At 45.5% G+C, this 22,135-nt stretch carries 18 protein-coding genes; 7 read left to right on the top strand and 11 right to left on the bottom strand.

The annotated features are described in order from the left end of the window. Position 1: 1 nt before the first annotated feature. From NST58_RS01950 to NST58_RS01930, 5 genes are all read right to left on the bottom strand, one after another. On the bottom strand, positions 2 to 778 hold the full coding sequence (locus tag NST58_RS01950) for an ABC transporter ATP-binding protein (RefSeq protein ID WP_076186160.1): 777 nt from the start codon (positions 776 to 778) through the stop codon (positions 2 to 4). 12 nt (positions 779 to 790) lie between these two features. Further along, the gene (locus NST58_RS01945; protein ID WP_076192516.1) at positions 791 to 1,831 is read right to left on the bottom strand and encodes an ABC transporter substrate-binding protein; all 1,041 of its coding nucleotides are present in this window, start codon (positions 1,829 to 1,831) and stop codon (positions 791 to 793) included. 22 nt (positions 1,832 to 1,853) lie between these two features. Further along, a complete protein-coding gene (locus tag NST58_RS01940) occupies positions 1,854 to 3,308 on the bottom strand; it encodes an aryl-sulfate sulfotransferase (RefSeq protein ID WP_076192518.1) in 1,455 nt (484 codons plus the stop codon). A gap of 25 nt (positions 3,309 to 3,333) precedes the next feature. Beyond that, entirely contained in the window at positions 3,334 to 3,873 is a 540-nt protein-coding gene (locus NST58_RS01935; RefSeq protein ID WP_036687318.1) for a MarR family transcriptional regulator, read from the bottom strand. Positions 3,874 to 4,452: 579 nt separating this feature from the next. Further along, entirely contained in the window at positions 4,453 to 10,350 is a 5,898-nt protein-coding gene (locus NST58_RS01930) for an S-layer homology domain-containing protein (protein ID WP_339245958.1), read from the bottom strand. Positions 10,351 to 10,606: 256 nt separating this feature from the next. On the opposite strand from NST58_RS01930, the gene NST58_RS01925 reads away from it, so the two are divergent. Beyond that, positions 10,607 to 10,993 carry a hypothetical protein gene (locus NST58_RS01925; protein WP_038568262.1) on the top strand — a complete coding sequence of 129 codons (387 nt, stop codon included), beginning with the start codon at positions 10,607 to 10,609 and terminating at the stop codon, positions 10,991 to 10,993. 107 nt (positions 10,994 to 11,100) lie between these two features. On the opposite strand, the gene NST58_RS01920 is transcribed toward NST58_RS01925, so the two are convergent. The 3 genes from NST58_RS01920 to NST58_RS01910 form a co-directional block, all read right to left on the bottom strand. Beyond that, positions 11,101 to 12,117, bottom strand: a complete 1,017-nt coding sequence (locus NST58_RS01920) for an AI-2E family transporter (RefSeq protein WP_036687315.1) — start codon at positions 12,115 to 12,117, stop codon at positions 11,101 to 11,103. A gap of 140 nt (positions 12,118 to 12,257) precedes the next feature. Beyond that, positions 12,258 to 13,442 carry a polysaccharide deacetylase family protein gene (locus NST58_RS01915; RefSeq protein WP_339245955.1) on the bottom strand — a complete coding sequence of 395 codons (1,185 nt, stop codon included), beginning with the start codon at positions 13,440 to 13,442 and terminating at the stop codon, positions 12,258 to 12,260. A 210-nt stretch (positions 13,443 to 13,652) separates the two neighbouring features. After that, entirely contained in the window at positions 13,653 to 14,210 is a 558-nt protein-coding gene (locus NST58_RS01910) for a transcriptional regulator (protein ID WP_339245952.1), read from the bottom strand. Positions 14,211 to 14,429: 219 nt separating this feature from the next. On the opposite strand from NST58_RS01910, the gene NST58_RS01905 reads away from it, so the two are divergent. The 6 genes from NST58_RS01905 to NST58_RS01880 are packed head-to-tail and all read left to right on the top strand — an operon-like array spanning position 14,430 to position 19,627. Further along, on the top strand, positions 14,430 to 15,311 hold the full coding sequence (locus tag NST58_RS01905) for a sugar ABC transporter permease (RefSeq protein WP_076127023.1): 882 nt from the start codon (positions 14,430 to 14,432) through the stop codon (positions 15,309 to 15,311). 25 nt (positions 15,312 to 15,336) lie between these two features. Then, complete coding sequence (locus tag NST58_RS01900; protein ID WP_076127021.1) at positions 15,337 to 16,182, top strand: carbohydrate ABC transporter permease; 846 nt, start codon at positions 15,337 to 15,339, stop codon at positions 16,180 to 16,182. A gap of 35 nt (positions 16,183 to 16,217) precedes the next feature. Further along, positions 16,218 to 17,564: an ABC transporter substrate-binding protein gene (locus tag NST58_RS01895; protein WP_081386373.1), complete on the top strand. Its 1,347-nt coding sequence runs from the start codon at positions 16,218 to 16,220 to the stop codon at positions 17,562 to 17,564. A 15-nt stretch (positions 17,565 to 17,579) separates the two neighbouring features. Beyond that, a complete protein-coding gene (locus NST58_RS01890; protein WP_076192524.1) occupies positions 17,580 to 18,368 on the top strand; it encodes an HAD family hydrolase in 789 nt (262 codons plus the stop codon). After that, on the top strand, positions 18,365 to 18,706 hold the full coding sequence (locus NST58_RS01885; protein ID WP_248549163.1) for a multidrug efflux SMR transporter: 342 nt from the start codon (positions 18,365 to 18,367) through the stop codon (positions 18,704 to 18,706). The genes NST58_RS01890 and NST58_RS01885 overlap by 4 nt, the downstream gene beginning before the upstream one ends. Before the next feature lie 51 nt (positions 18,707 to 18,757). Then, positions 18,758 to 19,627, top strand: coding sequence for a metallophosphoesterase (locus tag NST58_RS01880; RefSeq protein ID WP_076186180.1), 870 nt, complete (start codon positions 18,758 to 18,760; stop codon positions 19,625 to 19,627). Positions 19,628 to 19,720: 93 nt separating this feature from the next. Here NST58_RS01880 and NST58_RS01875 read toward each other — a convergent pair whose 3' ends face one another. The 3 genes from NST58_RS01875 to NST58_RS01865 are packed head-to-tail and all read right to left on the bottom strand — an operon-like array spanning position 19,721 to position 22,133. After that, positions 19,721 to 20,170, bottom strand: a complete 450-nt coding sequence (locus NST58_RS01875) for a hypothetical protein (RefSeq protein WP_076192528.1) — start codon at positions 20,168 to 20,170, stop codon at positions 19,721 to 19,723. A gap of 33 nt (positions 20,171 to 20,203) precedes the next feature. Further along, complete coding sequence (locus NST58_RS01870; RefSeq protein WP_303047204.1) at positions 20,204 to 21,121, bottom strand: ATP-binding cassette domain-containing protein; 918 nt, start codon at positions 21,119 to 21,121, stop codon at positions 20,204 to 20,206. After that, the gene (locus NST58_RS01865; RefSeq protein ID WP_076127008.1) at positions 21,114 to 22,133 is read right to left on the bottom strand and encodes an ABC transporter ATP-binding protein; all 1,020 of its coding nucleotides are present in this window, start codon (positions 22,131 to 22,133) and stop codon (positions 21,114 to 21,116) included. Before NST58_RS01865 ends, NST58_RS01870 begins: the two co-directional genes overlap by 8 nt. Positions 22,134 to 22,135 lie beyond the last annotated feature (2 nt).

Below are 22,135 nucleotides of genomic sequence, written 5' to 3'. Positions count from 1 at the left end.
CCTATTCTTCGAAATGACCTTGAATTTGATTGTATAACGAGTAGAATTCCGGTGAGGTTACGTCCCGCGGATACGGCAGTGTATTATCATAAATATCCGTAATATTAGAAGACGGTCCTACGGACATAATGCCAATTCGTTCCCCCAGCAATAACGCCTCCTGAATATCATGAGTTACAAAAATCACCGTCTTATGTGTCTGGCGCCAAATGTTGACCAATTCCTTCTGCATCGTTCGGCGCGTCATCGCATCCAGCGCACCAAATGGCTCATCCATCAGCAGAATCGCTGGATCATTCGCCAGCACCCGAGCCAGCTGAACACGCTGCTTCATACCCCCAGACAGCTCCTTCGGGAACTTCTCCTCATGCCCGTTCAGCCCAACAAGCCCGATGAACCTATCCGATATTGTATGCCGTTCCACCTTTGCGATTTTCTTCATCCGCAATCCGAACTCCACATTCTGACGAACGGTTAACCAAGGGAATAAGGAGGAATCAGCCTGCTGGAACACAACCGCCCGATCTCTGCCGGGCTTATTCACCTCTACATTATCCACCCGTAGATGCCCACCGGATTTGGAGACAAAGCCGGCGATCATATTCAGCAGTGTTGATTTCCCGCAACCACTCGGCCCGAGCAGAACGAAGAATTCGCCACCTTTAATTACGAGATCTACATCTTTTATAATGTAGTGAACGTCCCCAGCAGTCGGTTCACTGTAGCTTTTACGGAGCTGCTCAATATGAATGGTATGCTGCTTAGCAGATAATGACATGCTGAACTCCCCCTATTTCTTGTACGTAACCTCTTCTGGCAATGCCTTCGCCAGCGGCTCGAGATTCAGTTTGCTATCCAGATCAAAATCCTTCTCAATGATTCCGTTGTCGACCATATATTTCTTTTGCTTGGTCAAACTGTCATACGCTGCTTGAGTAAATCCTAGTGCCCACGGATTATTCGGCAGATCTTTTATCGTTGATTCCTTAGGCTGCTTCACTTCCTTATACATCAGATCAGCAACCTCATCTGGGTGAGCCTGAGCATAGGCTCCGGCTTCATTCACCGCTGCTAGGAAATTTGCTATACCTTGCGGATTCTTAGTCGCAAAATCATTTCCCGTTACAATCCCCATCCCCAATCGAACCGTGGTTTTAGACATATCTGTCAGTTCATGAACACCTTTAAGCGCGTAGAGCTTATCATTCAGAACCGAACCATAAAACCATGCTCCATCCACAGCACCTTGCTTCAAAGCGATATAAGCTTCATCAAAGGCACCCTGTCCTATCAACTCCACATCACTGAGAGCAGCATTATGCTCTTTCAAATATTCATCCCAAAGGTACGGAATGAAGGTACCGCGTATGAAACTCAGCTTCTTCCCCTTCAAGTCTTCAGCCTTCTGAATATCGTCCTGTACGAACAATTTCCATTCAGTGGACGCTTCATCAGTCGCTAATCCCGCCGAGGCGATAATAGCATAATCGCCCTTCGCCACTGCGTTCAGCAAGGGGAAGTCTGCCCCGAAAGCCACATCCACCTGTTTAATAAAAAGGGCATTTACACCTTCCGCAGGGGAACCAAAGTTGACCAGTTCAGCGTCAATCCCGTGTTTGGCAAAGATGCCTTTATCTAGTGCCACCCGAAAAGTGGGATTCGTATTGATGTCAGCAATTTTTATCTTTAATGTCTCTGCTTTGCTGTTCGCCGCTCCCTCTTTAGCGGCATTAGAGGCAGCCGCGTCGCCCTTGGAGCTGCAGCCCGATAAAAGGATAACCACTGATAAAGATAAGAGCAGAAAGCTTGAGCTGATCCATGATTTTTTCAACCGACACATCTCCTCAAATTTGTTAATTTACCTTGCGGCTGCTGCCTTCATCCGTCGTCGCCACACAAGCAGCTCCTTCAACAAATGGCAGGGTTGTCGCCACACTTACCACAGAATCCGATCCTTTAGGTGCAGACCCCGGGACTCTGAACTGCGTTACGTCTATTGGCTCAATCGCTTGTTCAACTGGCGTTTCCAGCTGTGGTACCCATGCATAAGGCACACGGTAGGAACGATAGACCATGTTGGTATTTCTGGAGTCCGTAAATGGCGAAATATATTCCCATACCAGTTCATGTTCTGGCGTAACCTCAAAGAGTCTGCCGTTAGAACCTTCTGTAATTAAGGTGTTGCCATTCAAAAGCCGTTGAGCTGAGCTGATATATGGACTGTAGAATTTATAAGAATCGGTTGGGACAGAGAAACCTGCTTCTGCCGCTGTATATTGCCACTCAATCTCAAGGGTTACGGGATTAATCTCCAGAATTCGCGAGTGGTCGCGGAGTGCATTTTTTTGCCCAAAAGGAGAAGATGGATTTGGAAGACCATAACCGCCCCAGCCCCCGTTATCGAATACAAGTAAGTTGCCTTCTCCCGGCAAACCTTTCGGAATGATGTGCGCATGATGCTGGCCAATGATCCAGTCGATATGCTTCACTTCTGGCAGCGAGTAATCCGGACCGATTCTCCAAACGATGGCTCCGGTACGCTTATCCGTGATCGCAATAATATTTGCTTCACGCGCATCCCAGATCACGTTATCCGGATGGAAACGCTCATCCCCTGCATCGTAAAACTTATTGGGTCCTACATAAGAAGCCGAATTGATATGCAGCCAGTCTCCAACACCACCACCTAGATTTCCGAAAGAGCGTGAGTTAGGATCACGAAATAGTACATTTTTGGCCGCTTCATCAAAGCCTAGCTCATCAAAATGTTCATTTGGAGCCCACTCCCAGACGATATTCCCCTCCCAGTCCACCTCAAGGATCGTGTCATCAAGCAATTGTTTGTCGGAGATTTGAGGATTGTAGATGTTTTTATGAGCAAGAATTAGCGTTTTTCCACTGTCTACCTTGGGTTCAAGCCCCGGTGCAAAATATCCGACCGGATTGCCTTCGCGCTGATAGTCATGATGTTGGCGGGCATACCAGAGGGGTTCATAACCCGGATCTTCTATATGTTCATAGCTGTTATATTTCCACACGATGTTCCCATCCCAGTCCACCTGTACCAGATCTACATTATCCTGTATTCCGAATTTAGGATCTCTTCTTCCTGTGCTGCCCAGCACATAACCACCCGGGAAGATTTTAGCCGGAAATCCAAGCAGCCCCTTCCACAAATGCACCTCTTTACCGTTCATATCAATCAGTACAACACCTTCTTCACCAGCTTGAAATACGGTATAGCCACTCCAGGCTTTGTTAGGGTTATATACGGTTGCTCCAGTTGGATAAATGGTTGAATGTCCCATCGTTCATCTCTCCTACGTTCAATTTTTAGTAGCTAAGATAATTACTTTTTTTGGTGGTTGTTCGTGGCTTCTGTTCAAGGGTTGGAGAGGTCTCTGCATTCTCCTTGGCGAGCTTCAGCAGGATATCCGAGAATCCTTCCAAATTGCTAATGATCCGCTGATAAAAGTCATTTTGCTGCGCCAATTCCTCCTCCGTAAACCCCTCAAACAAAAGCGAAATACATCGTTCTCCGATGTTGCTGTTCTGCTCCGCCAGCTTGCGGCCTTTATCCGTAATATCCAGCATTACCGTTCTACGGTCGCCTTCTTTACGTCTGCGCACGGTATATCCACCCGCCTCAAGCTTATCGCTCAATGCGGTAATCGCACCTGAGGTGAAGTCTAGTTCATCCGCTAAGTCTCCTAGCCTTTGTTCACCATCACGAATGATTTTGTGCAGAATCAGCATGCCTGGTAAGGAGATGCCTGCTACGGCGACCTTATCCCGCTCTTTCACGAATCTGCGAACCGCCTTGCGAAATGCCCAATCTGTCTCCTCCAGCTGTCTCCAATATTGTTCGCTCATGGCTTACTTACCTCTGCTTTCTCCCAATCAGCCCATAAAAAAAGACTCCCAGCACCTACCCCTGACAAGGGAAAAGTACGGGAGCCTTTGGTGGTCCAATCAGCTCAGTTGAATTATTTCACTGTTCATTTAATTACTGTTTAAGTATTGGTGATATCATATACCCCTTTATTCCTACCTGTCAAGTAAGTATTTTATATATTCAAAAAAAGAACACCCTCAAAGGTGCCCTCCAACTTGGAAGCTTATAGACCACTTTCCAGTACAAGCGCATGGCTGTCTTCATCATAAACCTGCATAAAAGATGATACGGCCGGTAAATAACGCTCTAACTGGTAAATATATTTTACCCGACTCCTGAAGTGGCAGATTGGAGATATTTAATTTCACTTGCACTCCTTGCAATCTACCTTTTATTTTGAAAGATTCTGAAAATTTAAAATTAATTCAAAAATATTATATATGAAAAATCATATGAATAGTGGAAATTTCCTTTTTACGTAGAAGAAAAAGGAGACTACACGCAAAAAAGACAAAAAGCAGGCCAGAGTCACCTCTGCCTGCCTTTGCCAACCTATCTTATAATTTGATTATTCCATATAACAGTTTTGCGATTTCAGCACGGGTCACTTTGCCACGAGGGTCAAAGTTATTGTCGCCCTTGCCGTCAAGGATTCCCTTTGCTTGCAAATCAATTACCGCTTGCTTCGCCCACTCAGATACACTATTCATATCCTTAAAGCTTGCAGCAGCAGCAACGGAAGCTTGCAATCCTGCTTTATACTGCATCAGTTTCTGCAGGACAACTGCCGCCTCCTCACGAGTAATCGCATCTTTAGGTCGGAACTTGCCATCACTGCCTTGGATCAATCCAAGCTGGACAGCTTTGTCTATCGACTGTGCATAATAAGCATCTTTAGATACATCTGCAAAAGCACTCTGTACGATAGCCCCATTTGCTTCATCCAATCCGAGAGAACGAACGGCCAGTGTAACAAAATCTGCACGGGTTACATTCGCCTGTGGTCCATAATGCGTATCGTCGATCCCTTTAATCACATGCTTAGCCGTCAGCTTGGAAATATACGACTCTGCCCAGTGACCAGCAGTATCCCTAAATTGCTTATGGTATTCCAGTACCGCAAAGGAGGAAAAGTGATTTGTTGTGAAGGTAACGGTATTATCCTTAAACACTCCACCCAAATATTCCAACGTGCTGCCATTTACATAATAGACACCCGCAAAATCTGTATCAAGCTTAGCAAGCTGTTCCTTAGTCAGCGTCAAGGTAATCGTAACAACACCTTTAAGCTGGTGGATAGCCGTTTCTTTGCCTCCTGCAGATGTACTGAGGTTCAGCGTAACGTTAGCTCTGAATGGACTCATTCCAGCGTCATTGGCCTGTACAGATATCATACTCGTATCAATGCTTAGTAGCAGCATATCACTGCCTGCCGGAATGGCTGGTAAGGAGCTTGTTGGTACGCTCAAGGTAACGTTAGATGAAACAATATTCAAATTCAACTTCTTATCGACAGCCTGTTGAACAGCGGCTGCATCAAGAGCAATTCTAATCTGATCTTGAGCCGGGGTTGCTCCGCCTGCGCTAATCTTTAGGCTTCCCCCTGTAGCAGCTTCCTCTATCAGTTTCTTCAAGGCTGACGGATCAGCTGTATACGTCCCATTACTTCCTAATGCCAGTTCAATGTTTCCTTTTCCCGCTCCAGGTGTGGCTGTAGGCGTCGGAGTCACTGTTGGCACTGGTAAAACTACCGGAGGTGCCGTTGTCACCTCTGGTGCTGGTGTCGGCGTCACTTCTGGCGATGGCGATACCTCTGGTGTCGGCGTTACCTCTGGTGTCGGTGTTGGTGTTGGTGTCACCTCTGGTGTCGGCATCACATCCTCTTTTCCAGTGTAAAAGCCCCAGATATCTGAAAGCACACTACCGGAGTGATCATCCTCAACCTTTGTATACCATTGGTAGTAGCTATCCGGATTCAGCTTACTCCAAGTGACCTGAGTCTCCGCGCCACTCTCTACTTGTGGATTGGCCGCAATTTCCTGGTCGCTGTAAACCTTGACTCCGATATAGTCGGTAGCCACACGTTTAGTCACAGGCTGTAAATCCAGATCCAGAACGAACTCATCTTTGCCTGGATATTCGTCTTCATCATAGTAGTTATAATCATCCAAATAAGGCGAATAAGTCTTCACGCGAAGTTTGTTATTAGCAACATCGAACTGAAGCAGACGGATATAGCCAAGTCCCCCTTCTTCAGCGCCTTGGTAATCTGCCAGCATTTGATAGACACTGCGGTCTGGAATACCGTCACCGTTATCATCCAGCTCGTCTACCTTAAGCTCAGCATCATGATAATGGCCGGACAGTGCTGCGATTACGTTTTTGTTAGGTTTCACAACCATCTCAAAAATCTTATCTGCAATAGGTGCACGGTTATTAGAAACCAGCAAGTATTCATGGAGACAAAGAATCGCTTTACGCTCTGGATAACGGGCAACGATCTCATTCATCCATTCGATTTCTTCCTCAGCCAATCCCCAGCCCATGTATACAATAACAAAATCATTTCCGTTCGCAGACACTAAATCGTAATGGCCCCTGTTGTTGTCATAAGAGCCACCGAAGGTCGGCATATTCTTGAATCTCCACTCTCCAAAATACTCCCAGAATTTCGTGTAATCCCCGGTTTGATGACCTACGTCATGATTACCCGCAAGAACACCATAAGGAATGTTAGCTTCCTCCAGAACCTTCATGTCCCGGTCAGCTTCCTTCCACTCATACTCCTGATAGGATTTATCCACGATATCTCCTGTATGAATAACATACTTCAGGTTCAAGCTCTCTTTGTTGTCAGCTATCCATTCTACATTTTTACGGTAAATGTAAGGGTAGCTCTGTGAATAATATTGTGTATCTGACATCCATACAAAAGAAAAGTCATACGTATCTTGTGTTACTGTTGGTGCTGTCTTAGCCACCGAAGCAATTTCGTCCTGAACCATTACTGCAATGCTATTTCCATTAGCATATTCTCCAGCTGTAACCGTGGATTTCAGCTCAAAATCCTCTGTTCCAGCGATTAAATGATCCAGCTGTACCCATTTTTGTTGAGTTGGACTCCATGCGTAGAGACTTACTTTACGTCCCGGCAACGAATTCCCTTTCCATTCAATATCTACACGATCTGACGCCTTAACCGACTCATCCAGCTTAATTTCATAACGCTGATAAGGGAATTGATCGACAGCATCATTAATTAAATATTGTCCGTCCACCGCACTTATTTTACTGTAGTCGTCACTGCTAAGCGCTTGTTCGCCCGCAGGTACGGATTGTTTCGGCGGCTCTGTATCGGATGCGTTTATAAATCCAGCAAAGCCTTGCTCCGGATGGTTAGCATCGTACTTAAATCCTCTAAAGAAGGTAACGTTTATCTTATCCTGATTAGGATCTTCAACCTTAACCTTTAAAGTCGGATTAGTACCTACAGCGGTCTCCCAGTTTGTAGGAGAAATAAGCAGTGGCGCAAATGGATTCTCATTCGGTACATGGAATGTAATGACCTTTTCTGCCTGATTGCCAATCCTATCTAAGGCTGTGATAGAAAGCGTATGCTCCCCAGCCGATAACTTCCCGGATGAAGTAGCATAGGGCAGTTCAATAACATTACCATCCAGCTTCACGCTGACCTTATCTACACCCGCATAAGTATCCTTAACTTCAGCAGCAATTTCAAAATTGCCACGGTAAGTTTGTCCTTCTTCTATTGATGCTTTGATGGATGGTGGCGTGTTGTCAACAATTACGTTTGATGATACTTTCGTTCCACCTTCGGTAAGCGTTACTTTATGTTCTCCGTCAGTTGCTTCCTTAGTATTCCAGTTGTACGCCTTTGAACGGAACAAATCCGCTTTTAGATCAAACTGGAAGCCGAGGGATTCATGCTTACCTGCGCTGTCCCCCATCTTGATTTCCTTATCACGTTCTGCATAAGCCGGATCCCAAATTTCGGTACCATCTGCCAGCAGGAGACGAACATTTTTCACTTCAAAATCATCCTTATTCTCCTCAGGACGAGGATCAAATGGAGATGATTTAGAGCCCGCCCGAATGTAAATCACATTATCCGTACCCTTTTTTAAAGCGGCAGAAGAAATAGGAAAAGTCAATGTAGTATACGTAGTAATCGGGTCCATAAAGGTATACAGAATACTGGCATCTCCTAGTTCTTCCGGTCCCATCGTGATCGCATTTTTAAAATAATAGTCCACATTTTTAGCTTCAAATACAAAGTAGGCATCATTCTCCAGTGCATTATATGCCTCGTTATTGCCCAGTAACTTACTGTCAATGCTCAAGCCTAAGACATCAGCCTTAGCGGTGGCAGAGGTTCCCTTTACGGTCATGGAGCCATTGATCAACTGCCCTTCCTTCACATTCAAACGAAGGGGTGATTGATCCTGTCCTCCTGTAACTTTTACTTTCATTACTGGAGATTGTGTTTCATTCGTTCCATCAGAAACAACAAAGTAATACTGGATTTCATTTCTGCCAATCAAATCCGCAGAGGTCAATTTGAAGTGATACAAGCTGTCGTTGAAGTCTTGGGATAGATTGTGGCTAACAGCCTCCGGCTGCTTGTCCGAAGACACTCTAACTTCCACAGAAGTAACAGCTTTATTGTCATCAGCAAAAGCCTTCAAATCGAGACCCAGCGACTGATCAATCTCCGTTACGCCCGTCAGATCTTCTACTGTTGGTTTCTCTGTATCCGGCTCCACATGAATCGGTGTGCTTGGAAGTTGTGTTACATCCGTCTGGCCTGGTGACGGAACGGCTGACCCCGTACTGATCTTGAGCATTTTGCTCAGCCCATTCACAGGATACTTATATAGAAGGGCTTTATTCTCTTTGGTGTCATCACCTTTAGCTCCACCATCGTAGGTGAGGTCAGCATCATAATACGCGGAGGAAATTTCTTTTTCCGTGTTACTTTTGATTACGACTGCCCGGCGGCCAGAGTTCGCCATACCATCGCTTTTGATCAAAAAGAGATTGGTGCCTTCAATTAAGTTTGTGTTGAATTCTGTATTGAAATCATTAGCAGTGTAAGTACTATTGGCACTATTAATAACCCAGAACACCACGGACTGCTGTGCAGGAATCAGAAAGTTCTCTGGCGTCGAAGGCCACTTCACATCGGAAGCGTTACCTTTATCAGGATAACGATAATAGACCTTGTAGTCCTTGAAATTAACAGGTGCATCAGTATTGTTATAGATCTCAATGAATTCAAAAGCGTCGCTGCTCGTTCCTTTTACATTCGTCGAATTCGGCAGCAGCTCTGTGATTAACAACGGCGGCACATTATTCGAATCGAACGCCGGCAGGTTCACATGAACAGAATAACTCTCTGTCACATTATTAACGCGGATGCTGTAATGCAGCTCCGGCTCTTCCAGCGCAGCTGCAGGAATCATTGCCGCATATTCATCCCCACCTTTTGAAGTCATGGTGATTACCGTATCTTTCGCCTGAGAAGGAGAGCCATACTGTAGCTTCACTACAGGCAGTGATCCATCTGCCCCGCTTTCCAGATTAGTAATCTTCGCACTGATAGGGAGATCGGCTGGATCGACACTACTCTGTGCAATATGTTCAATCACTGGCTGCTTGTTCCCAGGAACTAGCTCAGGCACTTGTTCTGCCTCTACGGTTCCAGGCGTAGCCACAACCGTTCCCGAATTCACCATGAGGTTCATAACGGAGCTATCTGCTTGCAAGTATTGATAGAAGATCCCGTTATTCTCCTTCACCTGTTCTTTTCCATAGGAAGCAGAAACAATTAGCGTATCTCCTGCTTTGCTTTTAATTTGTAAATTACGCGCAGAAGTGTTAGCCATCCCCCCGCCACCGTTGATCCGGAACAGATTCACTCCTTCCTGCAAAGCTGCAGAAGGATTAAAGTTTTTGATGAAATCCTCCGTAGGAACATTCAGATTATTGCCATTCATAATCCAGAAAACAATATTTCCATGCGCCGGTATTACAGCATCACCATTAGGTGCCCATGAATCTTTGTCATTATAAAAGAAATAATAATCCTTAAAATTAACCGGCTTGTCCGTATTATTGTAGACCTCAACAAACTCGTAACCATCTACAGAGGTTCCATCTGTCCCTTTTACATTTTTAGTATCCGGAACAACTTCTGTAATCAGTAGCGCTCCTGGATTATTAGGTACCGCGTACACCTCTGCCATTACAGTCGGTTGACTTAAAAGCGTGTCGAGCTCAACCTGTTCATCAAAATGCGCCTCTAATTCGGAAGATGTCTGCTCCGTCTCCAGCTGCTGCTCTTCGGCATATCCTGCTGGAGCCATGATTCCCAACATCAAACTGCTGGCAATTATGCTGGAAAATAAACGTTTAGCTTTTGCTGTTATTCTCAAAACTCCGAACACTCCCCATTTGTTTGATTGTGATTCAATGCATAAATATGCAATGAAGCTCATCTGGAAAGTATACCTGCGGTGTATTATCGCTATATCATAGCCGTGTTAAATCTTTAGGTTATTTTTAATATTGCTTAAGCTTCAGTTCAGCTTCGCGGGTTACAATATAACTAGTTAGAACCCATTTTAAACGATACTTTAGACGGATGCTTAAGCAAGATAAGTTATTGCAGAACAAGAAAAGAGGACTCTAATGGATATAAAAAGAGTGATCATAGTCGGAACGGTAGTTGTAGTGATGTCTTTCGGAAATGCTTGGACTAGTCTTACCGCTAATGCAAGTTCGCCTGTAAAATGGTCCACGGCAGAGGTCGCGGATCAAGACGAATTATTGGAGGTACTTAACCAGCCAACGGACGAGGATCTATACGAGGCCATATATGACGGTAAGTCACTTCAAGATATTGCATCAGAACAAGGCCAAGATATTGAAGCTGTAATCGATCTACAGGTTGCCCAGCTAACGGATCAATTGGATTCACGGTTAGCCGCTGGAAGCATAACAACCGAGCAGTATGCGGCATATAAAGCGGAGCTGAGGGACATCGTTTCAGATAGTGTCCATACTTCCTTCGGTTAAGGGAATACATACAGCGACGCTGTAACATACACAAAAAAAACCCGGCTAAATGGATCTTCCATTTAGCCGGGTTTTTTATATTTAATACTTATTTTATAACAGAATCCCTAAGTCCCTATCTTGTTCTCTCTGTTAATCTCCAGAATATCAAGGAAGAATACAAAGATCGGAATCCCCAGAATCAGACCCCAAACCCCGAGATAATGCTCAGAGAATAACAACACGATAAACGTATAGAACATAGGCAAATTCATTTTGGATGACATCAGTTTAGGATTTAGGAAGTAGCCTTCTACAAAATGAAGCACGGCAATCATTGCCAGTACATAGATAGTCATGACTAGGCCACCAATATTGTAACCAATAATACAAAGTGGGATTAGCGAGATAACAAAACCTACAACCGGAATTAAACTAAGCAAGAAGATCATAATGGATAATGCGAAAAGGTAAGGAAAACCTAAAATCCAGAGTCCGATCACCGTAAAGCATGTATTAAACAACGCGATCAGAATTTGTGCTTCGATCACTTTTCCGAAAGAGGAGATAAATTTTCTGCCAAAATACTCAAGCTCTACATAGAACCAAGAGATTTTGCTCTCTTTAAGGCGGGAAGTGAAACTAACGATCCTGTTCTTCTCAAGTATAAATACAAAGCTCAAAATGGTTGATAAAACAAAGCTGGTGCCCCAATTGCTTATTTTCAAGACATATTCAATACCGTCTTTCATATACGACTGATAGTTCAAATCCTTAAGCTGGGCGAATATATACTGCACAATATCATTCTGCGGGATGTTCTCAGGGGTCAAATTGGTCAAAAAATTCGTTAACTGTTTAATCTGTATGAAAACCTTAGGCAGATAATTAACGAGGGTTATGACAATTACAGCGATTAAGGCAAGGTATAGAATAACAATAATCACTTTGCTGTTAACTGCTACATATTTGTTAATGCGCTTCGTGAGCAGCACTTGAAAGCTATTCATTACATACGCAATCAAAAACGTCAACAGTACCAAATTAAGCATATCTCTAATACTGAATAGCAGTAGAGCAACCAATCCTAAAATCAAAAAACGCCGGACCGTTAAATTTGCGTAATAACGCTTAAACAATTCCATCAGTTCTCTCCATTCGCTTACCAATTAGTACTCTGTTTATAGTCTACAGTAAGGAATTCACTTATAGCAACTAGTGATTCGCCTAAAATGACGAATTTACTCACTTTTTGTAATCTCATCATCAATAAAAGTGACACTTTTCATGCTCCTGCATCCATATGAGTCAATTCAACGATTCGGCGTTTCGGATCATATTTCATATCTATATGCAGATCTTTGCATAATTGATGAAATGGAACCATCAAGGTTCCCTTCCTCATTTCAGGAGAATTCCTTACCATATTCACCTTTTGGTTGTTCAAGGTCAATTCCATAGGCAAATCGATATGCTTCATCTGATCAAGCGTCAACGCAGCGGTAAGTGTCTCACTTCCCCCGTTAATTCGTGCGGCATTCCGATCCGCTCTAGTGTTAATCCCATCCTCAATTTTGAAGGTCAGCGAAATCCCTAGCGAATCACAAACAGCCAGCAATCTGTCATTGTAGGACCCATAAGGAAAAGCAATCGCCGAATCCGTATTGCCCAATTCTTCCTTCAGCCTTTGCTCCGCCTTAGCCAGATCACGTGTAACTCTGCTGTAGTATTCGACATTCATCTCATTCCTGTTCTCATCATCAACATATAACAAGGCACTTGCAGCTGGCCGCTGCCCGCCCTCGGCATCGACAATCCCATAATGGTGCAAATCATAGGTATGACTATAAAATCCCATCCCAGCATGCTTCATTTCCCGCATTTGCTCCCAAGTGAGCTTCGGTACGCTATTCGGATCTGGGTGATCTATTGTAGATACGATAACAAAATTAACGGCTGTATATCCGTATTTTTGCAAAACGGGGAACGCCAATTTATAGAAACTCTCATATCCATCATCAAAGGTCAGCAGCACTGCATTGTCCGGAACTGCGCCGTTATTCAGCATAAATTCACGGTATTCCGCCATGTTGATCACATGAAAACCTTCCTGCTTCAGCAGATTCATTTGATCATCAAACCGATCAACCGATAACACCCAAGGAAACTGTGGCATGGGCTTCTCAGAAAGATGATGATACATCAGCACAGCCACCTGATCTCTGTAGTAAATACCTTTTGGAAGAGGGCCGGATTTCTGCCAGCCGATTTGTGTATTTAGTGCCTGTTCAGCTACCGCCTTCGGGATCATAAGATCATCAGGCGAGGCAGGGTTGGCAGCTATCGTCTTTATCATTTGACCATTTACGTTAATAATAATTGTTGAAGGTTCACGTTGTGTATTCAAAATAGCAGCAAAGCTCAGCAGTAGAACTATGACAACAAGCAGCATATATTTTTTTGTTTTCAATCTCAGAATCTCCTTAACAACATTTCTTGTCCCTATGTAACTATATATTTTATGGAAGTTCCACCTGCTATTGGTTACATTTTCTTCTTATTTTTGTTTCTTTATCATAAAAAAGAGGGCGAACCTCAAGCCTGAACCGGCTTAAGGAACACCCCGCAAAAATGGAGATCTATATACAATTATGTACATCTATATGTGATTGTAGACGGTCTAGGACCTTCTCTTATCTACGAAGTAATTCTCTTCCCCAAGCTCGTCCACGAACTGCTGCAGCCAATGATAATATTGAACGGCATGCTCCAGCTTCTCCAGATCCTTCAGGCAGAATTGCCGCTCCTCCTCAGACGTATCCACGGCTTGAACCAATCCCTCCAGCTCAGGAATGACAACGTCTAAAGCGTGCTTCATGACATCAATCTCCCGCTGTAGCTTCATCCCAAAAAAGTTCTTAAAGGTCTGAAAGAAATCTGTTTCCACTGCATACAGATCCTTTCGGTCCCGCTTCTCCTCCAGCTTAGTGACCATCTTGGAGGCCATCAAAGAACGGACTCCATAGCTCATATTACTCTTGCTCATATTCATCACATTCTTCATCTCTTCAAGCGTCATCGGACGGTCTTCAAAGAACATAATTCCATACAGCTGCCCGAATGAATAATTCGCACCATATAGGTCCATCGTCTGAGCAATCGCATCGATCATCGGACGCAGCAGCTGCTCGCGTGGAGATAAGTCTTTATTCTCTTCACCAAAGGCTACCTGTTTCATAGCTGCACCTTCATTCCACTTAGAATCTACCCTTCTATTTTACACAAAATAGCAACTACCTGCGCTAATCTCTTAATTTTTTACATAATCTCGCATCGATCTTTACGTCCACTTGACCACGCAGCCGCTCGATGAGTGTACAATTTTTTTTGAACGGAAGAGCTTTCCTCAGAATTATACCGCAAAAAACAGAAGATGGAATGGGGTATCGACAGAATAATGAAACGTTCGAGATTTATAGGGGAGTTGAAACCGGTGCTCTTCACCTTGCCGGCAATGATTCCATTCGTTGTATTTTGGCTAGCGCCATTACTTTATGTATTTTATCTCAGCTTTACGGAATGGGACTTCATGAGCCCTGAGAAAACCTTTGTCGGACTAACCAACTATCTGGATCTGTTCAGCAATCCTGCCTTCTATAAAGCACTTAGAGTGACTCTGTTATTCTGTGCCGGAAGTGTGCTGCCCGTTATTCTGATCGGACTTGGACTAGCACTCCTGATGAACGGGAAGCTGAAAGGCTCCACCCTCTATCAGGTATTGCTGTTCTCCCCTTGGGTCACGCCGACCGTGGCTGTATCCATTGTCTGGTCCTGGATCTATGAACCCGAAATCGGCCTTGCCAATACTGTACTTGACCTCTTAGGTCTAGAAAAAATTGGTTGGCTTCAAGACCCTAAATGGGCGCTGCTTGGCGTTCTGCTCGTGACAATATGGAAATCGGTAGGCTGGGCGATGATTTTTTACTTGGTGGCACTACGCAATGTCCCTACGGATCTGCTGGAAGCAGCTCAACTGGATGGAGCAAATGCTGTTCAAAAATTCAGCCGTATTACTTTACCGCTAATCTCGCCAACGACACTGTTTCTGTTCATCGTACAGATCATCGGGGCGTTACAGGCTTACGACCAGATTAACGTACTTACACAAGGTGGACCCTCTGGATCAACACGCACCTTGCTCTATATGTATTATCAGTCTGCCTTTGAAGCCTTTCAGATTGGAGAAGCCTCTAGTGTCGCAATGGTTCTGGTATTTATATGTATGCTGCTATCCGTAGTCTCGCTAGAGGTTAGTAAACGGACAACCCATTATCAATAACAACTGCTGTAAAGGAGAACGACTGATGAATGCAACGATCGTACGCGTGGGCAAGCTGACCCGCCATCTATTTTTTACAGCTATTGCACTGATCATGGCCTTCCCCTTCTATTGGATGGTCACCAGCGCCTTAAAAACCAATGATGAAATCTGGCAGTCTCCGCCCACAATCTGGCCTAAGGATGCGCTGTGGAGTAATTTTTCAGCCGCCTGGCACGAAGCCCCTTTCTTCAGATATATGGGCAATAGCATATTTGTCGCTGTGTCGATTGTTATTCTGCAGGTCATAAATTCCGGGATGATGGCCTATGCGCTTACGCATATGAAATTCCGCTTCAGAGGGCTGTTCTCAGGCGTTATTCTTTTCGGCTATATGGTTCCAGCCACCGCTGTTTATCTTCCCGGATATTTGGTATTGTCCCAGCTCCATCTACTGGATTCATATGCCGGATTAATTCTATCCAACTGTGTAAGTGTCTTCTCCATCTTTCTAATTCGCCAAGCCTTCCTTCAGGTTCCCCATGAGCTGGTGGAGGCTGGAGAAGTGGACGGTTCCTCACATATGCGGATTCTGTGGACCATTCTTGTCCCCATTACACGTTCTTCCTTTGCTGTGCTAGCCCTGATCACCTTCATTGATCAGTACAATAACTATTTCTGGCCGATGCTGATCACCAAAGACCCGAATCTACAGCTAGTCTCGGCGGGTCTGCGTAGTTTCTTTACTCAAGGAGGTGCCTACGGATTAAAATGGCCGCTGATCATGGCCGCTAGCGCATTCACCATCGCCCCGTTGCTGCTAGTATTTCTACTAGCTCAGAAAACGATCATGCAAAGTGTCAATATGACCGCTGGTTCCAGCAAAGGATAAGCTAACAATTCTATTTTAATAAGAGGAGAATGATGATGAACGTATTGAAGAGACTGTCCACCCTGTCTTTAGTTGCCGGATTTACAATGTTAACAGCTTGCGGAGGAAATGCGAATACAGGCAATGTTACAGCGGCGAATGGAGCTTCTTCCTCCCCCTCCACAGAGGCTGCGCCCACACAAAATGCACCGGTAACAATTGAATTCTGGTATGGTCTCGGCGGCAAGCTTGGTGAGAATATGGAGGCACTGATTCAGAAATTTAATACCTCTCAGCAAGAGGTCATCGTCAAAGGTATCGCGCAGGCAGACTACACGGAAACCGAACAGAAGCTGCAAGCAGCTATCGCTACAGGAAAAGTACCTGCGGCTGCTCTCTCCTCCAATGTAGATTGGGCCCGTAAAGGATATTTCGCTCCGATAGACGAGCTTATGGCACTGCAGCCAGATTTTAATAAAGAGGATTTTGTCCAAACCTTTCTAAATCAGGGCCAGGTTGATGGTAAGCAATACTTCCTGCCGATGTATGGAACAACGCAGGTCATGTACTACCACAAAGATGTTTTTGAGAAGAATGGAATTGATGCGAGCACATTAAATACTTGGGAAGATCTGGCTGCCGCAGCTGCGAAAATGACAGTGAAGGACGGCGGCAAAACCACCTTTTATGGTTGGGAGCCTATGTGGGGTTCAGGGAACATGATTGATGCCGTACTCAGCAAAGGAGGCACTATCCTTAGTGAGGATGGAAAACAAGTTATGGTCGACTCTAAAGAGTGGATTGAAACCTGGGATTTGTTCCGCAAGTGGATTCACGAGGATAAGATCATGCGGATTCATTCCGGCGGTCAAGGCTGGGAGTATTGGTACAAGACGATTGACGATGTAATGAAGGGTCAAGCCGCAGGCTACACTGGCTCCAGCGGCGATCAGGGCGACTTGGACTTCAGCATTGTTTCGGCTATGGAGCAGCCAGGCTGGGCAGGGATCGGTGAGGGCAAACCCGTAGCCCAAGCCCTTATGGCCGGCATTCTATCCAAAGCCAGCGACAGTGAAAAGGAAGCAGCTATGAAATGGCTAACCTACTTCACGAATGCTGAGAATACTGCGTCCTGGTCCATTAATACGGGATATATTTCGGTGCGCCAATCCGCATTGCAAGACCCGGCGTTTGTGTCATTCAGCGAAAGCAATCCACAGATTAAGGTTCCATTGATGCAAGCTTCTCATGGTTCTGCACCTTTCCAAGACCCAACTGGCGGCAAAATTAACGATGCGTTGACAATCGCCGCAGATAAGGTGCAGATTGAGAATATCCCAGCAGCACAAGCACTTAAGGAAGCACAAGAAACGGCACAAGCAGCGCTTGATAAATTAAAATAAAGGGCGGTGGACTTCATGTCTGAGCTCATCACTCCACAAGGCAGATATGCTGTAGCAGCTATTCTATTCGATAAGGATGGTACGCTGCTCCAGTTCGTATCCCTCTGGGGCAGCTGGGGCGAATGTTTTTTAGAGAGATTCACGAAGTATATGAAGGAAAAAGGACTACAGATTGCAGAAGAGCAGCTCCCTGCATTAATGGGAACTGTACACAATGCCCAGGGGAGCATTACCGATTATGATCGCAACGGACCGCTGGCTATGGGGACTATGAGTGATCTTTATGCCATTCTGTCATGGCAGGGTTATCTGCAAGGTTTATCTTGGGCGGAGTCCATGGAGCTTGTCCATCAATGCCGTCTCGAAGCGGATGTTAGGTTAGAAGAGAAACGCCCCGTTCACTCCCTTCCGGGACTTCATCGTTTTCTTGATGAGTGTGTGAGTGCAGGCATTCCTCTCGCCGTGGTGACCGCAGATGAAACAGAGGCCGCAGACAAACATCTCCAATGGCTGGGCATACGGCATTATTTCTCCGAGGTAATTGGAACAGATCTTGTGGATCAGGGTAAACCTTTCCCCGACATGGTGCAGCTTGCCTGCAAAAGGTTAGCCGTGGAACCCGCGTACACAGCGGTTATCGGCGATACTAACGGGGATATGCGAATGGCTAAAGCAGCGGGTGTACAGGTAGCTATCGGCCTAGCAGAAAGCGACGGTACTAGTGCTTCAACACATATTCTCCCGGATGCAGATCTCATTGTACAATCTTATGCTGAGCTCAGAATTGAGGTTACTCCCCTGTGAGAATAGAAGGAATATGGGCATGGATGTTTCTGGCGCTGGCTATTGTGTTCGAACTCTCAGGGACCCTCTCAATGAAAATATCTCAAGGGTTCACCCAGCTCTGGCCTTCCGTGCTTATGTTCCTGTTCTATGGAGCCAGCTTCACCTCCCTGAATTATGCTCTCACCTCTATTAAGGTAGGCGTAGCTTATGCGATATGGTCAGGAGCGGGAATCATCCTGATTTCCTTCATAGGAACCCTGTTCTTTGAAGAAAAGCTAACCCTATCCTCACTACTTTGGATAGCCGTCATCATTGTCGGGATCATAGGACTGAATATTAGCGGCAAGACGCATTAGCGAACAGCAACAGTATTGGATAGGTTCATAGATGAAGGAGGATGCCCAAACATGAGTACGAACACATCACCTGAAGATAAACCAGTTATCACCTTTCAGATCATTACGGATACCCATGTCACTGCTGACCGCAATCATGAGTACAATCTTAACTTCGAGCTGGCTCTCCGTGATATAGCAGCGCATGGGGAAGGCAGCAGCGGGATTATGCATATCGGTGATGTCACAGACCACGGCTTCCCTGCTGAATACGAAGAAATGCTTCGTATCCTCAAACAATACAAAACCGAACTGCCCGGGATTACCTTTACCTTAGGCAATCATGATGTGGGCCTCGGAAATTGGGAATCACGTTTAGGAATGTATACGTCACAGACCGGAATGTCCGGACCCTATCATGATCACTGGGTCAATGGCTATCATTTTATTATGCTAGGGACAGAACAAGGATTGCCCAAATTCTGTGATCTTTCTTCTGAACAGCTTGATTGGCTGGAGCATAAGCTTGGAGAACAAGCTTCACCAGATCAGCCTATCTTTCTCTTCCTGCATCAACCGCTTAAAGACACCGTAGCCGGATCGCTGGAATCGCAAGATTGGTATGGTGTCACACAAGATAAGGAATTAAAAGAAATCCTGTCGAGATACCCTCAGACCTTGTTATTCACTGGACATACCCATTGGGAGCTGGAGGTAGACAACACTATGTTCCCTGGCGATGGAGAGATCGCAACGATGTTTAATGCTGCTTCTGTCGCCTATCTTTGGACTAATGAAGATAAACATAAAGAGGGCAGCCAAGGCTTCTATGTAGAAGTGTATAGCGATAAAGTGCTTGTCCGGGGCAGAGATTTTAAGACAGGAAGCTGGATTGAGGCTGCACACTATGAGGTATTTTACCCAGCGGTAAGCGTATATTAAAGATAAGCATTTAAGCGAGAAATATAACAAAAAAACGATTGTGCACAGGGAGTCCTTCCCCGCAACAATCGTTTTTTACTGTAGCTATTCAGCTTAACGTCCAATCGGTGCAATCCGGTAGACAGCTGTATCTCCAACCGCTGCCTTCGTATCGCTCTCGATCTGCCAACCGAAGGATAACACAGAAGCCAAACGTTCCTTCTCGGCCAAGGTTAAAGCCACCTCAGCGGCTTCCTTACCTTCCTCAAGCTCCAGAGCCGCTTCTTTGCCCAGAGCTACCCATATCCAGCTGCGAATCCCACGAATCGTGTTGTATTTAATCTGATAGCCTGTCTTCACCGCTTGCCCGAACAACTCCGGCTGCTCTGACTGCAACGTAGTCAGCTGCTTATAATCAAATTGGTATTCGCTCTTGTCAACGGGCAAATCGCCCTCTGCCACTTTACGAAGAATATCCTCATCAGACCACCCCAAGGAGCGGAGTGATTCCACCAATAACGCATCCCACTGGGATAACTTTACCCGGTTTAAGTTCTCTGACATTCTGATCCCTCCCAATCTATATATAGAGTCTAATCATACCGTAAAATCATAAGCAACATAATGGCCCGGACTTACTTCCTCTAGTGTGGAAGTCTCAGCTCTGCCATACTCTTGCGAATATCCGTCTAAAATAATTCTCTGATTGGCCCGCCGGGGATCCGTCTCCAAGATGGAAGACAGCAGCGCCTTTGTATAAGGATGAATAGGATTCTCGTACAGCTCATCACTTTCGGCTACCTCCACTAGACGACCGCCATACATCACGCCGATCCGGTCAGAAATATGCCGTACCATCGACAGATCATGTGCGACAAAGAGATAGGTCAAGCCGAATTCGGACTGCAAATCCTCCAGCATGTTCACTACCTGAGCCTGGACAGACACGTCCAGCGCTGAGATCGGTTCATCACACACAACAAATTCAGGTCTTACGGACAATGCTCTGGCAATCGAAATCCGCTGGCGTTGGCCACCGCTGAATTCATGCGGGAAGCGGTAGAGATGTTCTCTTTTTAAACCTACCTTTTCCAGCAATGCCGCAACAGCTTCTTTGCGTTCTTCACCTTCGTGGATGCCGTGGATTTTCATCGGTTCACTGATCAGATCAAGCACACTTAAGCTTGGATTAAGTGATGAATAGGGATCTTGGAAGATCGACTGAATGCGTCTGCGAAAAGGTTTTAGCTGCTTCTCTCCAAGCTTGCTCAGCGGCTGCCCGTCAAAAGACACTTCACCGTCTGTGTAGTCATATAAGCGCAGCAAGCAGCGTCCAACCGTGGACTTGCCGCTTCCCGACTCTCCAACCAGCCCAAAGGTCTCTCCCTGACGAATCTGAAAGCTTACGCCATCTACTGCCTTAAGCACCGATGTATCGCGTCCCCACATATCCTTGCCTTTGGAGAAATGTTTTTTGAGATTATTTACGTCCACTAGAATCTTATTGTCACTCAACCGAACCGCTCCCTTCAACGCCAGCTACGGCTGGAGTCTCCTGCACGCCATCTGCTAACCAGCACATCGAACGGTGACCGGGCGATAATTCGATTACCGGAGGACGTTCGCTGCAACGGGCAAAAGCATTAGGGCAACGTTCCATAAAGGGACAGCCAGAAGGAGGATTCAACAAATCCGGAGGTGTGCCTTCGATTGGAATTAGACGTTCACGCGATTTGCCGTCACGTTTCGGAATGGAGCGAAGCAGACCTTTCGTGTAAGGATGCTGTGGGCGATAAAAAATATCCTCCACCGTACCTTCCTCCATCACTAGTCCACCATACATTACGATAACCCGTGTACATACCTGAGCCACCACACCCAAATCATGAGTGATCAGCGCTATAGCTGTACTGGTATTATTTTTTAGCTCTTTAAAAAGATCAAGAATTTGGGCCTGTATTGTTACATCAAGCGCAGTTGTCGGCTCATCCGCAATCAATAGCTCTGGCTGGCAGGAAAGAGCCATAGCGATCATGACCCGCTGCCGCATCCCGCCGCTGAATTCATGCGGATACTGCTGCAGCCGCTGCTCAGGATTATTAATGCCCACCTGCCGCAGGATACTTGCTGCCTCTTTAAACGCTGCTTCCTTATTTAAGCCGCGATGCCGCCGGATGACCTCCGTAAGCTGCTGGCCGATTTTTTTCACAGGATTAAGAGAAGTCATGGGGTCCTGAAACACCATCGCTATGCGGTTACCGCGCAGTTTTCTCCACTCTTTTTCCGAAAGGTTAGATAAATTGTCACCACGAAAATTAATATTTCCAGCGATAATTTTACCCGGAGGTGTAATCAACGACATAATCGCCTTCGCAGTTACACTTTTCCCGCTTCCGGATTCACCAACAATCCCTACCGTTTCTCCAGCATCTATATGAAAGCTAACGCCACGAACTGCCTGATTCTCTCCATCCCGAGTTTGGAAGGAAACCTTCAAATTCTCAACAGACAATAGCCGTTCCGTCATGA

Source organism: Paenibacillus sp. FSL R10-2796 (assembly GCF_037965315.1).
Taxonomy (GTDB): Bacteria; Bacillota; Bacilli; order Paenibacillales; family Paenibacillaceae; genus Paenibacillus_AQ; species Paenibacillus_AQ odorifer.
This window is presented reverse-complemented; position numbering and strand designations above follow the sequence as displayed.

What these genes read in the sequence shown, in the direction of transcription:
- NST58_RS01940 (WP_076192518.1), bottom strand. Translation starts at nt 3,308, where the DNA reads ATGGGACATTCAACCATTTATCCAACTGGAGCAACCGTATATAACCCT.
- NST58_RS01895 (WP_081386373.1), top strand. Translation starts at nt 16,218, where the DNA reads ATGAACGTATTGAAGAGACTGTCCACCCTGTCTTTAGTTGCCGGATTT.
- NST58_RS01910 (WP_339245952.1), bottom strand. Translation starts at nt 14,210, where the DNA reads ATGAAACAGGTAGCCTTTGGTGAAGAGAATAAAGACTTATCTCCACGC.
- NST58_RS01950 (WP_076186160.1), bottom strand. Translation starts at nt 778, where the DNA reads ATGTCATTATCTGCTAAGCAGCATACCATTCATATTGAGCAGCTCCGT.
- NST58_RS01935 (WP_036687318.1), bottom strand. Translation starts at nt 3,873, where the DNA reads ATGAGCGAACAATATTGGAGACAGCTGGAGGAGACAGATTGGGCATTT.
- NST58_RS01865 (WP_076127008.1), bottom strand. Translation starts at nt 22,133, where the DNA reads ATGACGGAACGGCTATTGTCTGTTGAGAATTTGAAGGTTTCCTTCCAA.
- NST58_RS01905 (WP_076127023.1), top strand. Translation starts at nt 14,430, where the DNA reads ATGAAACGTTCGAGATTTATAGGGGAGTTGAAACCGGTGCTCTTCACC.
- NST58_RS01920 (WP_036687315.1), bottom strand. Translation starts at nt 12,117, where the DNA reads ATGGAATTGTTTAAGCGTTATTACGCAAATTTAACGGTCCGGCGTTTT.
- NST58_RS01925 (WP_038568262.1), top strand. Translation starts at nt 10,607, where the DNA reads ATGGATATAAAAAGAGTGATCATAGTCGGAACGGTAGTTGTAGTGATG.
- NST58_RS01875 (WP_076192528.1), bottom strand. Translation starts at nt 20,170, where the DNA reads ATGTCAGAGAACTTAAACCGGGTAAAGTTATCCCAGTGGGATGCGTTA.
- NST58_RS01880 (WP_076186180.1), top strand. Translation starts at nt 18,758, where the DNA reads ATGAGTACGAACACATCACCTGAAGATAAACCAGTTATCACCTTTCAG.
- NST58_RS01890 (WP_076192524.1), top strand. Translation starts at nt 17,580, where the DNA reads ATGTCTGAGCTCATCACTCCACAAGGCAGATATGCTGTAGCAGCTATT.
- NST58_RS01900 (WP_076127021.1), top strand. Translation starts at nt 15,337, where the DNA reads ATGAATGCAACGATCGTACGCGTGGGCAAGCTGACCCGCCATCTATTT.